Source organism: Actinopolyspora lacussalsi subsp. righensis (genome assembly GCF_900116555.1).
Classification (GTDB): Bacteria; Actinomycetota; Actinomycetes; order Mycobacteriales; family Pseudonocardiaceae; genus Actinopolyspora; species Actinopolyspora lacussalsi.
Genome location: NZ_FPAT01000009.1, coordinates 83,199 through 99,869, shown reverse-complemented (window position 1 = coordinate 99,869; position 16,671 = coordinate 83,199). Strand labels below are relative to the sequence as shown.

Annotated in this window: 10 protein-coding genes and 1 pseudogene; 3 read left to right on the top strand and 8 right to left on the bottom strand. The window is 69.2% G+C overall.

Annotated features, from left to right (window positions below; genetic code table 11):
- Nucleotides 1–42 precede the first annotated feature (42 nt).
- The gene (locus tag BM394_RS16275; RefSeq protein ID WP_092979498.1) at nt 43–2,958 is read left to right on the top strand and encodes a glycohydrolase toxin TNT-related protein; all 2,916 of its coding nucleotides are present in this window, start codon (nt 43–45) and stop codon (nt 2,956–2,958) included.
- A gap of 161 nt (nt 2,959–3,119) precedes the next feature.
- Here the strand turns inward: BM394_RS16275 and BM394_RS16270 are convergent, their stop codons facing one another.
- Nucleotides 3,120–3,590: a universal stress protein gene (locus BM394_RS16270; protein ID WP_245755197.1), complete on the bottom strand. Its 471-nt coding sequence runs from the start codon at nt 3,588–3,590 to the stop codon at nt 3,120–3,122.
- Nucleotides 3,591–4,532: 942 nt separating this feature from the next.
- Between BM394_RS16270 and BM394_RS16260 the strand changes: the two genes are divergently transcribed.
- Nucleotides 4,533–5,450: an SDR family oxidoreductase gene (locus BM394_RS16260; RefSeq protein ID WP_092979496.1), complete on the top strand. Its 918-nt coding sequence runs from the start codon at nt 4,533–4,535 to the stop codon at nt 5,448–5,450.
- 199 nt (nt 5,451–5,649) lie between these two features.
- Here BM394_RS16260 and purH read toward each other — a convergent pair whose 3' ends face one another.
- The 7 genes and pseudogenes from purH to BM394_RS16230 form a co-directional block, all read right to left on the bottom strand.
- On the bottom strand, nt 5,650–7,224 hold the full coding sequence (purH, locus tag BM394_RS16255) for a bifunctional phosphoribosylaminoimidazolecarboxamide formyltransferase/IMP cyclohydrolase (protein ID WP_342752730.1): 1,575 nt from the start codon (nt 7,222–7,224) through the stop codon (nt 5,650–5,652).
- Nucleotides 7,225–7,272: 48 nt separating this feature from the next.
- Nucleotides 7,273–7,809: pseudogene (gene purN / locus BM394_RS23750) on the bottom strand (phosphoribosylglycinamide formyltransferase); the annotation flags it as partial.
- Between the two features lie 340 nt (nt 7,810–8,149).
- Nucleotides 8,150–9,688: a cell division protein PerM gene (locus BM394_RS16250; protein WP_092979494.1), complete on the bottom strand. Its 1,539-nt coding sequence runs from the start codon at nt 9,686–9,688 to the stop codon at nt 8,150–8,152.
- Nucleotides 9,689–9,835: 147 nt separating this feature from the next.
- Complete coding sequence (locus tag BM394_RS16245) at nt 9,836–10,846, bottom strand: DUF5336 domain-containing protein (RefSeq protein WP_175530127.1); 1,011 nt, start codon at nt 10,844–10,846, stop codon at nt 9,836–9,838.
- Between the two features lie 220 nt (nt 10,847–11,066).
- Complete coding sequence (sucD, locus tag BM394_RS16240; protein WP_092979493.1) at nt 11,067–11,951, bottom strand: succinate--CoA ligase subunit alpha; 885 nt, start codon at nt 11,949–11,951, stop codon at nt 11,067–11,069.
- Nucleotides 11,952–11,964: 13 nt separating this feature from the next.
- Nucleotides 11,965–13,131: an ADP-forming succinate--CoA ligase subunit beta gene (gene sucC, locus BM394_RS16235; protein ID WP_092979492.1), complete on the bottom strand. Its 1,167-nt coding sequence runs from the start codon at nt 13,129–13,131 to the stop codon at nt 11,965–11,967.
- A gap of 164 nt (nt 13,132–13,295) precedes the next feature.
- Nucleotides 13,296–15,071, bottom strand: a complete 1,776-nt coding sequence (locus BM394_RS16230) for a hypothetical protein (RefSeq protein WP_092979491.1) — start codon at nt 15,069–15,071, stop codon at nt 13,296–13,298.
- A gap of 569 nt (nt 15,072–15,640) precedes the next feature.
- On the opposite strand from BM394_RS16230, the gene BM394_RS16225 reads away from it, so the two are divergent.
- Entirely contained in the window at nt 15,641–16,507 is an 867-nt protein-coding gene (locus tag BM394_RS16225; protein WP_245780244.1) for a M23 family metallopeptidase, read from the top strand.
- Nucleotides 16,508–16,671 lie beyond the last annotated feature (164 nt).

Genomic DNA, 16,671 nt, shown 5'->3' with positions numbered 1-16,671 from the left:
GTGGAGTCGGAGGGCCCGGTTGAGAGGGGGAGGATGACACCCATGTCGCGCCCGACAGCGATCAGCCCGGAAGAGCAGGAACAAATAGCACGCAGGATCGGGGTCCTGCTGCTACAGGAGGCCCCCGAGGACTGGCAGCAGATAACCGTGGAATACCGCGCCACGGGTGAGTACCACGACCTGCTCGCGGAAGTGACCCTGCAGGACGGCGATAGCCGAGCGTGGGAGCCGCCGGAGGAACTCAACGGGATCTTCGGGCATCTCCGCGAGGGCATGTACCGGCCCGACGTCGGCACCTGGCTCAGCGCACTGTACACAGTGGAGCGTCCGTCGAGCTACCGCATCGACATCAACTTCGACGAGGAGCCCCAGTGGCAGCAGCCGCTGCCCGCCGAGGCCTACGTCGACGAACTGAACCGCTACCCGCGCTCCGAGGACAACATCCCGGACTGGATGAACGCCAGGCTGGGGCGCCCCGCGAACGCGGACACCGCGGCAGGCGAGCAGCAGGTACCGCCGAACGAGCCGGACTCCCCCACGCCGCCACCACCGGGCGCGGAAACCGCCGGAGTCGGGGACGAACCGGCCGAGCATCCCGGCCTGACCGTGGCCCGCGTGTTCGACGACGTCGACGAACAGGGGCGACCGCTGGTGCACGACAGGCCACCGCTCGCCCCCCAGGAGAGCGAGCCGCTGCGGCGTTACCTGGAGAACGCCCCGATCGTGCTGGCGGCCGAGTACAACATCGCCGACCGGTTGGACCCGAACCGGCCGGAGGCGATCCCGGACAGCTGGCACAGCGACGGTTCCTGGGTGTGGCCCACCGAGGTTCCCTACTATCTGTCGCAGTACGGCGTGCCGCCGCAACCCGAGCTGCTGCAGCACATCCGCTCCAACGGTTTCCGGTTCGGGGAGCTGGCACCCGGTGTGATGGAGGCGGCGGAGGAAGCCGCACGCGCGGCCGAAGAGGCCGAGCAGGCTGCGGAGTTCGACACCGCTGAGCAGGATCTCGGCTACGAACAGCGGCTCGGCGAAGCGGCCGACGACCGCCCGACCGGCTCCACCGAGGCCGTGACGGCGATGCCTGCCGAAGACCCACGCCCACCGGAGTCGTCCTTCGGCGAACACCCGGTGCACGGCGAGGGCGCGGGGCTGTACGACTACCCGGTGCTGGGGGATCCGAACGCCGGGACGCACGTGCCCGCCATGCCGGAGCCGAACAACGGAACGCCGTTCGAGCGCGACGACTCCCCCGAACAACGGGAGCACGAGGCCGACCTCGACAGCGGGAACCTCGACAGCGGGAACCTCACCGACGACGAACTCACCGGCGACGAACTCACCGGCGAGTACGGCAGCGAGCAACAGTCGGAGCCGGACCCGTTCGGCGAGGCGGTCACCGCTTCCCGGCACGGCATGACCGACGAGTCCGAGGAGAACCCCGAGATCATCTTCGGTCAGCTTCGGCAGCGACTCGACGAACTCGGGCTGGACACGGAGGAGTACCGGCTGGGGCAGCGTTCCGAGTCGGTGTGGTCGCTCTACGACGAGGGCGCTGACTGGGTGGTGACACCGCCCGGGACGAACGACGAGCCGATGCGGTTCGCGCGACCGGAGCAGGCCTGCGCCTACCTGCTGGGAAGTCTGCTGCTCAACGAGACCGACGAGCTGACGGGTTCGGCGCCGGAAACCGGGGCGCCGGCCGCGCCGGAGAAGACAGCGGTGGCGGAGACGGCTCCCGAGGAGACCGCGCCGGAAGAGACCGCGCCGGAGGGAACAGCGGCGGGTACTGTCGATCAGCCACTGTCCCCGGCGACGCCACTCGACTCCGACACGCCGCTTTCCACCGATGGAATCTCCGCCGAACCGGCCGTGACCGATCACGCGGTGGCGGACGAGTCGCGACAGGCGGAGCCCGGGCCGCTCGGCGATCTCCCCAGGCGCGCCTCCGGTACGGAGAGTGGGAGCGCGACGGCTCAGGAGGGCAACTTCCTGTTCACCGCCACCGAGCAGTGGCAGGACGAACCGCACGAACCCGCGGCGGATTCGGCAGCGGAGGCACCGGCACCACCGTCGGAGGAGGAGCCCTCGCACCCGGCGACGGAGCCCCCCGTCGGGGAGACACCCACCGGCGAAGGGGATCCCGGCGCGACCCCACCGCCGGGGCAGATGCCCCCGCCGTTGCCGAAGCGTCCTCCTCGCTCCGACCAGCCCGGCCCCGCCCCACAGCCCGGCGCTCCGGGACAGCCCGGCCACTCCGGCCAGGCCGAGCCTCCGCAGTACCCGGCGGGACCGCCGTCGGCACCGCAGCCGAACCAGGGCGCACCCGGCCAGGAGGGACAGCGTCCGAGTCCGATGCCGCCGGGAGGATCCCCGCCACCACCGGGAGCTCCGAACCCCCCGCGACCGCAACAACCCGGTGTCCCCGGTGGAGCGATGGGCCAGCCCGTCGCCGGTGGGCACGGCCAACCGCCCAACGGCCAGATCCCCGGTGGGCAACCGCCCGGTGGGCAACCACAGGCACCGCCGAACGGGCAGGTCCCCGGTGGACAGTCCCAGGCGGGCGCGGCACAGCAGGGGCGTCCCGGAACGGATCAGCCGATCCAGCCGTTGCGCGGCGAGCCGCCGCTGACCCTTTACCGGAGCAGGCAGAACACGGTGCTGCAGCCGGGGACCGAGCTGGACCGGTTCGGCGATCCGGACGGCAACGTCACGTACGCGATCCGCACGCCCTACAACCAGCGTTCGCTGCCGCCGCAGTGGGCTACCCGGAACTACTTCGCCTACCGGGTGCAGCGTCCCGTGCAGGTGCTGTCCGGAACCGCTGTGCCGTGGTTCGAACAGCCCGGCGGTGGAACGGCCTACGTGCTGCCCGTCTCGGTCAACGAGCTGCTCGGCGACGGCACGCTGGTAGCGCTGCAGGGCAACGAGGCCGCACTGCCTCCGATGGAAGGCTGACGCCGCGGTTCACGCGGTGTGACAGCGCGTCCGGTCGCCCGATCCACGGAGCCCGTGGTCCGGGCGACCGGATCGCTACCCGAGGTCGGGTCTCCCGGAGCGAGAGCCCGCGGGAGGTTCCGCCAAGCGCGTAGTACGAGAACCCGACCGGGGGACTCCGCTCAGGGAACGACGACCACCGGCCGCACGGCCTCCACGACCAGCGTGGCCGGCACGGTGCCCAGCAGACCACCGCGTCTGCGGGAACGGCCCACCACGATGAGGTCGGCCCGGTACTGCTCGGCCACCTGCTCCAGGCCGACGGCGGGATCGCCGCGGTGGTGCACGAAGTCCCAGTCGATGTCGACCCACTTCAGATGGTTGACGATCTCCTGCTTGAGATCCTCCACGAGTCCTTCGGCGGCTTCGCTGGCCACCGCCACCCCCATAGGTGACCAGTAGGCGACTCCGCCGACCGCCTCGACGTAGACGAGCACCAGACGAGCCCGTTCCCGCCGTGCCAGCCCGGCCGCCCAGGCGGCGGCGTGAAAACTCGCCGGGCTGCCGTCGAGTCCCACGACTATGCCGCCCAGCCCGTCCTTGCCGATCTCGAAACTCGGCTCCGGATGTTCCTTGGAGTCGCCTTCGGCCACGCTTGGATGGTAATTGCCGGACGCGCCCGGTTCGGCGCGGTGCGACACACTCGCGCGGCGGACCGGCCACCGCTGGGAGCGACACCGATCGATCGAAACGGTCGACAACTCCGACAGACCGGACGATCATGCGGAATCACGCGATATCCGCAGCGCAGGATACTGTCGTGCCGCGTGGGAAGCGCGATCGTGGCGCTGTCGTACGAGCCGCGAAGGGGAGTTCAGCGATCGCTCGACGGCGGGAACGGCATCGACGGCTCGCGCGAAACACCCGGAACCACGGTGTGGGCGACCACCCACGGCGCCCGGAACGGCGACAGGACTACCGACGAAGTGGGGAAAAACACACCCGATTTGGTGCGGTGTGGCCACCCCGATGTACTCCCCGCGGCCGAGACGAGTTCGGCACGGGCCCCGCGCGGAGACGCGAAGAGAGAAGAACGTCCGCTGTGGACGGATCGCCACGAACACCCCGGCAGTCGTGACGATCCGCCCCGCGGAACGGCGACACCCCGACGGAGACGAGCTCTCGCGTGCACGCACCGGGCTCCCGCTGCCCGGCACCGCGGTCACGCGAGGGAGGCGTTCCGCTCGCCTCGTGTCGAAACACGACACCGCGTCGTGGCGGTGGCCGACCCCCGACGCCGGCCACCCGTCACCGCGTTCGAACCGACCACGTTGGAATCACCCCGCGATCGAACCCCTGTTCGAACGGCTCCAGTAAACCGCGCCCGAAGCACCACGTCAATACGTTCATTCGAACAGGTGATCGAACAGCCTGTTCGATCGTGCGGCCGTCGAGCGCGCGGCGGTCGAAAGTGGAGCCGTCGGGTGTGCGGCCCGGAGAGCCTGGTTTTCCGCGCCGGAAGAGGGTATGGAGTACGGCACGACGTGCATCGCACCGCACGAGCGACGAGAGCGGCACCGGAAGGCGGGAGGAACATGCCCGAATCGGACAACTACCTGGTGATCGGTTCCAGCGGCTTCCAGGGAGCCGCCGTGGCGCGGGCGCTGCTGACAGCGGGCCACCGGGTTCGCGGTTTCGCACGGGGCACGGGCACGCCGGCTCCGGGAGCTCCCGAACCGGCAACCGTCCACGGCGATCTGGCCGATCCGGACAGTGTCCGCGAGGCCTTCCGCGACGTCACCCACGCCGTGGTGCAACTCCCGCTGCACTTCGACGCACGACTGATCGAGACCTACGCGCACAACGTCGTGACAGCGGCCCGCGAGGCGAACGTCCGTCGGCTGGTCTACAACACCAACACCCCGGTTCCGGACACCGACACCTCGTACGCGGCCTACGACACCAGGCGGATCGCGGAGGCGATCCTCCGCGACAGCGGACTACCCGTGGTCACCCTGCGTCCGCCGGTGTACCTGGACAACACGTTCAGCCCCTGGAACGGTCCCGAACTGGCCGAGGAGGGCGTACTGTCCTATCCGCTTCCCGCCGACCTGCGGGTCTCCTGGCTGTCGCACGACGACCTCGCCGCGGCCACGGTCGCCGCGCTGCACCGCGAGGGCCTGGAGCGAGCCACGCTGCGCATCGGCGGACCGGAAGCGGTCACCGGTGCCGAGCTCGCCGAGGAGTTCTCCAGGGGAATGGGCCGACCGATCGCCTTCCGGCCGCAGGAGGTCGGCGAGTTCGAGAGCAGGCTCGGCCGGGTGATCGGCCCGGAAGCCGCTTCCGGCGTCGGTGGTATCTACCACTGGCTGGCCGGGGAACCGGATACGGAGCTGTTCGTCGCCGATCACGACACCGTGCGACGCGAGCTCGGGATCAGCACGACACCGATCGCCCGGTGGGTCGCCGCCCAGCCCTGGCACGTCTGGCTCCAGGGGGCCGGCACATCCTGACAGCGGCGGTTTCGACTTCGGAAAATCCCGATTCCGTCGGGAACGGCCGCGAGAGCGGGCGAGAGCGAGCTCGGGCCGAGGAACGGGTTCCGCTCCGGACGAGTTCGACGACCTCCGAGTTCTCGCCCCTCGGCGCTGTCGGGACCGGCTCGACCCCGGTGCTGACCAGGTCCCGACAGCGGCGGAGGAAAGGGACGCGTCAGTGCGCGAAGTGCCTGGTCCCGGTCAGGTACAGCGGAACACCCGCGGCCCGGGCCGCCTCGGTGACCTCCTCGTCCCGCACCGAACCACCCGGCTGCACGACCGCACGCACCCCGGCGTCCAGCAGCACCTGGAGGCCATCGGGGAACGGGAAGAACGCGTCCGAGGCCGCCACCGAACCGGCGGCGCGTTCCCCGGAGCGGGAAACCGCCAGCCGAGCCGAGTCCACCCGGTTGACCTGTCCCATCCCGACACCGACCGTGGCCTCGTCGTCGGCCAGCAGGATGGCGTTCGACTTGACCGCTCGACAGGTGCGCCAGGCGAACTCCAGATCCCGCAGCGTGGCCTCGTCGACGGGGTCCCCGCAGGCGAGTGTCCAGTTCGACGGGTCGTCGCCGTCGGCGTCGATCTCGTCGGCTCCCTGCATCAGCAGTCCGCCCGAGATGGCCCGCATCTCGACACGCCCCGACTGCGGCGGCTGCGCGGTCAGGATGCGCACGTTCTTCTTGCGCTGCAGCACTTCGAGGGCGCCCTCGGCGTAGCCGGGAGCGACCACCACCTCGGTGAAGACCTCGGCGATCTGCTCGGCCATGCCCACCGAGACCTCCCGGTTGCTGGCGATCACACCACCGAAGGCGCTGACGGGGTCGCACTGGTGCGCCTTGCGGTGCGCCTCGGCCACATCACCCGCGTCGGAAACCGCGATACCGCACGGATTGGCGTGCTTGACCACCGCCACGCAGGTCCGCCGGTGATCGTGGGCGGCGCGCCACGCCGCGTCGGCGTCCACGTAGTTGTTGTAGGACATCTCCTTGCCGTGCAACTGCGCCGCGGCGGCGAGCCCGACGGCCTCGCCACCCGAGACGTACAGTGCCGCGGGCTGGTGCGGGTTCTCGCCGTAACGCAACGCGCTGCGGCGTTCCCACGTCTCACCAGCCCAGCCGGGGAAGGTCTCGCCCTCGGGGGCGGTGCGGCCGGTCATCCAGCCGGCGACGGCTACGTCGTAGGAGGCGGTGTGCCGGAACGCGGCTGCCGCGAGCTCGGCGCGCTCCGTCTCGTCGAAACCGCCCGCGCGAACCCGCTCGACCACCCACTCGTAGTTGTTCGGATCGACCACCACGGTCGTGTTCGCGTGGTTCTTGGCCGCTGCCCGCACCATCGCCGGGCCACCGATGTCGATGTTCTCCACTACCTCCTCCGGCTCCGCGCCGGAGGCGACCGTGCGGTTGAACGGATAGAGGTTGACCACCAGCAGATCGAAGGCGGCGATGTCGAGCTCGGCGAGCTGTTCGACGTGCTCCTGCTTGCGCTGATCGGCCAGCAGCCCGGCGTGCACCCTGGGGTGCAGGGTTTTCACGCGGCCGTCCAGGGCCTCCGGAAAACCGGTGAGCTCCTCCACCGGCGTAACCGGAACCCCGGCTGCCGAGATGGTCCGCGCGGTGCCGCCGGTGGAGACGATCTCCACACCGGCCGCGTGCAGCCCCGTGGCCAGCTCAAGCAGGCCGGCCTTGTCCGAAACACCGATCAACGCGCGATGCACGGCACGCCGTTGTCGCCCCGAGTTAGCGGTCACCCCGATACTCACCTTTCGTCCCCGCACGGTCCAACCGTGCACTGCCAGCCGTTCCAGCGTTCGCACCAGCGTTCGCCGCTCCACGGCCTTGATCCGCTCGTGCAGGCTCTCCTCATCGTCATCGGGCAACACCTCGACCGCCTGCTGCGCCAGGATCGGACCGGTATCCACCCCCTCGTCGACGACGAAGAGGGTACAGCCGGTCACCCGGACGCCGTAGTCCAGTGCGTCCCGCACCCCGTGCATTCCCGGGAACGACGGCAACAGCGCCGGGTGACTGTTGAGGTAGCGTCCGCCGAACCGAGCCAGGAACTCGGGGCCGACGAGTTTCATGAACCCCGCGGAGACCACGAGATCCGGCTCGTGAGCGGCGCACTCCTCGGCCAGTGCCCGATCCCAGTCCTCGCGACTCGAGAACTCCGGGAGTCGACAGGTGAAGGTGGGGATTCCGGCACTCTCGGCACGCTGCGATCCCGTGATACCGGGGCGGTCCGCCCCCACAGCCACGATCCGAACGGGATAGTCCGGATCGGCGGTGGCGTCCAGCAGCGCCTGCAGCAGACTGCCGGATCCGGAGACCAGCACGACCACGCGCACTGGCCTCGACGGTCGGAAACTTCTGACCGGGGACTGTGTTTCCGTCGAACTGTCGTGTTCCGCGGCGGTTGGGAGTGGGGAGCTCAGTGTGCACTCCTGATGACGGCCTGATGGATGTCGCGCTGACGAAATGTCACCCGCAGACTAGGCGCACCGCCCACGATCACGACCGGCAGGTCCCGATACGAGTGGCTCAGCACTCAGGATTCGAGCACGAGTTGTGCACAGCCGTGCGAACAGCGACACCACCGGCACCCCGGAACGCGTTCCGTTCTGCCTTGAACTGGGGTTTCGTCGCAGGCCGTCCGGAAGCGAGCCGGAGTTCCGGTCATCCCGACTGCTGGGAGGACAGCGCGGAAAGCTCCCGCTCCCGCTGTCCCTCGGCTTCGAGCAGCTCCCCCTCCTGTCGTGGGAAGTCCTGCCACTGGTCCTCCCGCTGCTCCGGTACCCACGGTTCGGACGAAGTTCCGGGATCATCAGCGGCGGATTCGGCGATCTCCCCGCCGTCCTCCGCTTGCTCGCCGTCCGGGAACCGTTCGTCCTCGGCGGTCGGGTCCCCACCGGTCGAGTCCTCGGCGGTCGAGTCCTCGGCGGTCGGGTCCTCAGCGGCCGGATCCCCGCCGGTCTTCGAATCCGCCTCGACGAGCCACGCGTCGGTCCCGGAGCCGGACGAAAGATCGGCGTCGTCGACGAGGTCGGTGTCACGTCGTCCGACCAGCCGGGAGGTCACCAGGGCAGGGACCGCCAACCAGGCGAAGGTGGTGGCGGCCAACGACAACGGACGCAGTGAGAGCGGACCGTACTCGCCGCCGAAGCGGCCTCCGGAGAGCACAGCGGGCACCGAGACCACCAGTGTGGTGACCAGTACGGCCAGCAGCACCAGGTGTTGCCTGTCCCGGCTCCGCTCGGCCAGGTTCCTGCAGCTGTGCCCTAGCAGCACACCCAGCGCCACTGGTAGGAGGAAGACCACGGGCGTCCAGCTCGGCAGCCCGGACGGCGGAACGACGGCGAACACCGGCAGTTCGGGTGGCAACGCGTCCGTCGCCGTTCGGAACGGCGTGCTCACCGAGGCACCGAACGAAACACCGGTTCCGGTAACGAACGCCCAGCACCCCAGGATGGCGTTCGGCAGGTACAGCAACGCGAGCAGCACGGCACCCGCGGCGTCCCCGAGGCCGGCCAGCTCGACCGACCGCTCGTACAACCGCGGCAGTGCGAGCAGCACGGCCGCCCCGCACACCGCCGCTCCGGTGCCGATCACAGCGGCGGTACCCAGCAGTCCCTTGCGCACGGCACGCCAGGCGCCGGACGGGACGTACTGCCAGAGTTGGTAGAGCATTCCACAACGGTCGGCGAGCCCCACGGTGGCGGCACAGGCGGCGAGCAGGCCGCAGCAACAGAACGCCTGCCAAGGACGGGCCTGCACCGGAACCTGCGTTCCGGTCAGCGCGATCGCCAGCACCATGCCGAACACCGCATGGCTCAGCGACATGACCAGCACCACCGGCAGCGCCTGCTCCGGTTTGCGCAGCCGGTTGCGCCGCGCCACCCGACGCGATGCGCGGGAGACGAGCAGAACGCAGAGCAGGGTCGGTAACAGCGGTAACGCGCTGAGCGGAGCTCCGGTGATCAGCAGTGGCACCTGGAACGCGGCCAACCACCCGGGAATCGCCGCCAGCAGCACACCGGCCGGGACGAACTCGGCGTCCGCGGCCGTGGAAACCACGAACGCCAGCAACGCGGCGACGAGCAGGTAGCAGGTCAGTATCACCGAAAGCGCGGAGAGGAGTGCCCCGCTGATCGCGCGGCACCACTGCCGAGTCGAGGACTCGGCGGTTTCGACCGTGGGGGACTCGAGTGCCGTCACGCGGTCGAATGTGACAGCGTGCCGGGTCTCTCGAAGTCACGACGCGCCGCTTGCTCACTCTTTCGGGCGACTGCCGCGAGTCACGAGCACTCGCGGGTCACCGCCCGCCGAGACCCTACCGGCGGGCGGCGAGAAACCAACCGCTGCTCACGAAGGAGGATTCTGGTTTGGGTGCGGCATCTGCTGCGTCCCCTGCGGCCCACCGTTGGTGTCACCCCACTGTTCCTGCTGAGCCTGCCCGGAGTGCTCCTGACCAGGCTGGGAGGGCTGCTCGTGGGGATTGGCCTGCGCGAACGAACCGGGCTGAGCCGGGTTCTCCTGCGAAGCGGACCCACCCTGCGGCGGCTGGGAATAGGGTTGTGCGGGCTGCTGGGGCGGCTGCCCCGGAACGAAACCACCCGCCTGCTGTGAGTTCCAACCGGGCTGGGGTTGGCCGGATTGCGGCTGGCCGGGCTGGGGCTGGCCAGGTTGTGGCGGCTGGCCCTGCTGCGGCTGCGGACCGGTGTACGGCTGCGCCGGGTAACCAGGTTGCGGGCCGCTCTGCGGGTTCCAACCACCCGCCTGGGGTTGACCGGGCTGCGGTTGGCCGGGCTGCGGTTGACCGGGCTGCGGTTGGCCCGGTTGTGGCTGGCCGGGTTGGGGATGTGCGGCACCGTAGGGTCCGGGTTGCTGTCCCGGATACGACGGCTGCACCTGCTGCGTAGCGGCCTGCGTCGCTCCCCTGCCGAACGAGGGTGCGGTGACGATCTCCTGCTCCAGCAGCAGCAACGCGATCACCGCCGCCGCCTGCAGCAACGACAGCAGCATGAACACGATGCCCCAGCCGGCGATGGAACCGCTCGAACCCGACACCCCGGCGACTATGACGTTCTGCAGCATCGACAGCGCCGTGTAACCGGCCAGCGGGGCCGCGACGAACAGCACGTTCGGCCCCTTGGGTAAGAACCGCATGGCCGCGAGCAGCGCCACCATGACGAAGCCCAGGCCGGGAAGCCCGCCGAGCAGCGAGTTCATCGCGGGTGCGAAGAAACCGAGGATCCAGCCGAGCGCTCCGATACCTGCCGCCGCGAGGGCGAGAATCGACTTCGCGTCCAGCTGGGAGCCACCGGCTCCACCCGGCTGCGCCGGTTGCTGGGGCGGCGGATAGGGCGCGGACATGGGAACTCCATCCTGACCGGGAATCGTGCGAACCGGCTCCGCTTGCGAATCGCCCGACGCGAAGAAGTGGCGGCGGAGCGCGGGAGTTCGACGTTACCGAATCGCGTCCTGACCGTCACGAGCGCGGCACACCACCGGGGGCGGCCCGGTGCGGAAAGACTTCCGCCCGGTCCCCTGGAACGGAAACCGGGCGGAAGCGGCCTGCCGTAGCGCGGGTCGATCAGCCGTTGATGATCGAGCGCATGAGCTTGGCGGTCTCGCTCGGCGTCTTGCCGACCTTGACCCCGGCGGCCTCGAGGGCCTCCTTTTTGGCCTGGGCCGTACCGGAGGAACCGGACACGATCGCACCGGCGTGACCCATCGTCTTGCCCTCGGGGGCGGTGAAGCCCGCGACGTAACCGACGACCGGCTTGCTGATGTTGGCCTTGATGTACTCGGCCGCGCGCTCCTCGGCGTCACCACCGATCTCGCCGATCATCACCACGGCCTCGGTCTCGGGGTCGTCCTCGAACGCGCGCAGCGCGTCGATGTGGGTGGTCCCGATGACGGGGTCGCCGCCGATGCCGACGCAGGTGGAGAAACCGATGTCACGCAGCTCGTACATCATCTGGTAGGTCAGCGTGCCGGACTTCGACACCAGACCGATCTTGCCGCCGGCGGTGATGTCCGCGGGGATGATTCCCGAGTTGGACTTGCCCGGAGAGATCACGCCCGGGCAGTTCGGCCCGACGATGCGGGTCCGGTTGCCGGTGGCATTGGCGTGCGCCCAGAAGTAGGCGGAGTCGTGCACCGGGATCCCCTCGGTGATGACCACCGCGAGCCCGATCTCGGCGTCGATCGCCTCGATCACGGCGTCCTTGGCGAACTTCGGCGGTACGAACACCACCGACACGTCGGCGCCGGTCTCCTTCATCGCCTCTTCGACGCTTCCGAACACCGGCAGCTGATTGCCCTCGATCTCGACGGACTGCCCGGCCTTGCGGGCGTTGACGCCGCCGACGATGTTCGTACCGGAACGCAGCATCCGAGCGGTGTGCTTGGTGCCCTCCGAACCGGTGATGCCCTGGACGATGACCTTACTGTTCTCGTTGAGGAAAATTGACACAGCGGATCGCCCCTTATTTGCCCGCAGCCAGCTCGGCGGCCTTGTCGGCCGCGCCGTCCATGGTGTCGACCAACGTGACCAGCGGGTGGTCGGCCTCGGCGAGAATTCGCCTGCCCTCCTCGACGTTGTTGCCGTCGAGGCGGACCACCAACGGTTTGGTGGCCTCGTCGCCGAGCATCTTCAGCGCCTGGACGATTCCGTTGGCGACCGCGTCACAGGCGGTGATACCGCCGAAGACGTTGACGAAGACGGACTTCACGTCCGGGTCGCCCAGGATGACGTCCAGCCCGGCCGCCATGACCTCGGCGGAGGCTCCACCGCCGATGTCGAGGAAGTTGGCGGGCTTGACGTTGTCGTGATCGGCGCCCGCGTAGGCAACCACGTCCAAGGTGGACATCACGAGACCGGCACCGTTACCGATGATGCCGACCTGCCCGTCGAGCTTGACGTAGTTGAGGTCCTTGGCCTTGGCCTTGGCCTCCAGCGGGTCCTCGGCGCCCTCGTCGACGTACTCCGCCTGCTTGGACTGCCGGAACGAGGCGTTGTCGTCGACCGCGACCTTGCCGTCGAGCGCGATGACCTTGCCCTGCGGATCCTTGACCAGCGGGTTGATCTCGAACAGCGTGGCGTCCTCGGCGACGAACGCCTCCCAGAGCTGGACCACGATGTCGCTGACCTGGTCGGCGATCTCGGCCGGGAACTTCGCGGCTTCGACGATCTCCCGCGCCTTGGCCTGGTCCACACCCTCGATCGGGTCGATGGGGATCCTGGCCAGTGCCTCGGGCTTGGTAGCCGCTACTTCCTCGATCTCCATGCCGCCTTCGACCGAAGCCATCGCCAGGAAGTTGCGATTGGCACGGTCCAGCAGGAACGAGAGGTAGTACTCGTCGGCTATGTCGGAGGCCTCGGTGACCAGCACTCGGCGGGTGGTGTGGCCCTTGATGTCGAGCCCGAGAATCGCTTCCGCCTTGGTTCGGGCCTCGTCCGGGTTCTCGGCCAGCTTGACACCGCCGGCCTTACCCCGCCCCCCGGCCTTGACCTGCGCCTTGACGACGACAGGTCCGCCGAGTTCTTCCGCCACTGCCTTGGCCCCGTTGGGATCGGTGGCCACGGAACCGGGCAGTGTCGGTATTCCGTGGGAGGCGAAGATCTCCTTCGCCTGGTACTCGTACAGGTCCACGCGACTCTCCTGCGACGTCGGTGTCGGACTCCGGTAACCATATCGACCTGCGAGAACGATCGGGGCGGCGCACCCGGTGAACTCGCTCACGCGGAACGGTCCCGAAACCGGCGATTTCCGCCGTGTTCACCCCCGACACCGTCGTCAGAGCGGTCAAACTCACATCATCCGGTGGGGCGGGCGGCCAGCACCGCCGTGGCGGCAGCGGCCACCACGGCCCCCAGCGCGCTCCAGAAGCCGAAACCGAGCGAGAAGCCCTCGGTCATGGCGGGGGCCGCGAGCGGCGCCAGCGACGCGCGGAAGGACAGCACCACCGCGCATCCCGCCAGCAGTGCCGCGGCCCGCTTCCCTCGGGAGACCGGCACCAGCACGAGGGCGGCCAGCACCACGAGCAGCGCGGTGAGCAACCCCCACGAAGCGATGCCGAATCCGTTGAACAACCCCGGTGAGACGTGGTCGGGCGTGCGGAACACCGGGAAGCCGAAGGCCGCCACGACCAGCAGGCCGGTGAGCGCTGTGGGCGGCAGCAGCGAACGGCTGGGGGTGATGTCGCTGAGATCCACCTCGTCGCGCTCGATGGCACCCGTGACGGCGGCGGACACCGCCGCGCAACAGGTGAGCACCACGGCGACGACGGTGCACCACACGCCGTAGGGCACGAGTTCCAGCCGGGTGCCACCGGCGAACCGCAGCACGGTGTCCAGGTCCGCGGCGGCGGTCAACGGGAGGATCGCCCAGGCGGTACCGAGCACGGGGCGCGGGGCGACCAGACCGGGGCGCAGCAGCGGCAGGCTGAGCGATAACTGCACGATCCCGGCCAGCAGCAACGGCAGCAGGTTGTAGTTGTCCCCGAAACCGATCACGCGTTCCGGGGCACGTAACTGCGGCACCAGCGCCGCGACGACCGCGAACGCCCCACCGAGCGCGCCAAGGGCCCCGGTCAGCACGGCGAGCCCGGTGTGGGCGGGTAACGAGATCTCGGAGGGGCTTTCTTCCGACCGTGCGACGGTTCGCCCCACCGGAATCGACAACGCGCCGAGTCCGACCAGTGCCACCAGAGCGAAGCCGATTCCCCACCCGATCAGCAGCTCGGAGTCCGACAGCACTGCCAACAGCACCGGCACCGTGGTTCCCGCCAGGTTCACCGCCAGGCCGACGAGGCCGCCCCGACCGACCTCGGGTTCCGCCGAGCTCACCGCGAGTCCGGCGGCGACAGGGATCACGACGGCGAGCAGCAGATCACCCGCGAACACCAGTGGTGGAGCGCTCAACAGCCCGTGGGAGACCACGAACGGGTCGAGCGAACGGAACGCGGCCGGCAGCGCCCCCGCCGCTCCGAGCGCGGCGAAGCACAGCACGAGCACGAACAGCGGCTGTCTGCCACCACTAGCGCCACTCGCGGCGCGCGAGGTCTCACCGGTGGATGTGCGAAGGGCCAGTATCCCGGCGAGGAACACCACGGCGTAGCCGGAGAGCAGCAGCCAGGTCCCGGGGGCCGGATCCAGCGGTCGCAGGCTCTCCCGCAGCATCAGTTCGGGCCGGGACAACAACCCCGGTTCGACGAGAAGCTGCGCCGATCCGATTCCCCTGGCGACGGCCACGGCGGCCGTGACGAGCAGCACCGCACGCGCGGCGCCCGGCCTGCGCGCGCGCAGGAAGCCGAACGCGGTAAGGGCGGGCAGGACGCCGAGCACGAGCAGCGGAGCAACGGAGGGATAGGCGGGTGGCGCGGCGGGGTTCACGACACCGAACAGCGGTGCCGTTCCGGAGGCGATCGCGCCGAGAAGAACGAGCAGACAGGCGAACCGCAGCCCGGGAAGGGGGTTCGCGCCGAGGGCGAAATCGTCCGATGTGGCCGTCTGGGGCGGCCGGTCCGCACGTTCGGGATCGGGGGTGGCGCCGGACTCGACTCCGGTTTCACTGCCGGGACGGGCGTTCACGTCGCGACGCTAGCAACTCGCCGCCGTGGGGCCGGGGCATACCCCGAATAACGCTGCGGACACGGACAAATCGAAAAGACTAGCTCAAGAACACGACAACTCACCTGAACAAGCGACACAACGAGGTTGAACAACCACTGAAAGTGTCATTTTCGCGAAGCCGTCACCCGTAAGACCTGGTTTCAAGAGCCCAGCACGGACATGATTCGATGTGACTTATGACACCGAAAGCTTCGGAGAGGCAACCCCCGAAGGTCCACTGTGTCCGGAAGCGAGCCACGTGGCGGACACCGAGGCGGGCGTCGAAATCGCAGGCAACGGCGACACGCACGCCAAGGAGCGAGTCCGGTGTCCCGGAAGTCCCGCGGCGACCCGCTCCACGGCATCGGAAAACGGGACGGAATCGATATCAAGATCGGGATTTGCCCCTAGGGGCGTTCCTTGGTTAATGTCCCGACGTCCGTTGTCACAGTCAGATCACGAACAGGGACACTTCCCGGTTAACCCCGACCAGTCCGGGTCCCCCGCCCGGCCCAGTGATCCGGCTCCCCGAGACGGAAGGTCAAGCATTGACTCGACACCGCTCCCCCGGCGGTCAGCACAACACCCCGGTTCAACAGCACACCTCGGACGAAGAGTCCACATCGGATAAACCGCGCCGACAACGTACCCCGACCCCGCCGTCGGTACTGCGGGGCCGGATCGTGGTCGCCGCCGTCGCGGCGGGTGCCTTCGCCGCCGCGGGCCAGGCCATGGCAGCCGAGCAGGACCAGTCCGACACCCCGCAGGAGGACCAGACCCCGCTGGCCTCCGGGCAGAACGCGGCGGCGTCGTTGGGCTCGGTCACGGACGGCTCCAAGACCGGAACGACCGAAGTCGGTGGAACGAACAAGGGCTCCGACGGTGCCAGCGTCGGCGGTGCCGTACCGGCGCCCGAGATCCTGCCGGTGGCACGGACCACCGACACCAATGACGAGGTGCGCAAGCTCGCCAAGAGCCAGCGGGTGGAGCAGGCACGCGAGGAGGCGCTGCGCGAGGCTCGCCAACCCGATTACGTCGCACCCGCGCTCGGCAGGTTCAGCTCCGGTTTCGGTGGCCGCTGGGGCACCACCCACTACGGGATCGACATCGCCAACGACAAAGGCACCAAGATCGTCTCCGTCGCGGAGGGAACCGTGATCGAGGCGGGCCCCGCCAGCGGTTTCGGCCTGTGGGTGCGCGTGCAGCACAACGACGGCACGATCAGCGTGTACGGCCACGTCAACAGCATCACCGCGAACGTGGGCGAGCACGTCGAGGCCGGTGAACAGATCGCCACGATGGGCAACCGTGGCTTCTCCACCGGAGACCATCTGCACTTCGAGATCTGGAACGCCAGCGGAACGAAGATCAATCCGTTGCCCTGGCTCAACGAGCGTGGTGTCTACATCAGCTGACCGAAACTCCCGTCCGTTGTGGACGGAACACGGCGATCCGTTCGCGAGGGGCGACGCCGCTCCTCGCGAACACGCGTGGTCTTCTCGCCGGTACCGGCGTCGATTTCTCGCGAAATCGCCGCGCCGCTCGCCACGTAGGTCGCTACCCGGGAGCCGGCCCAACG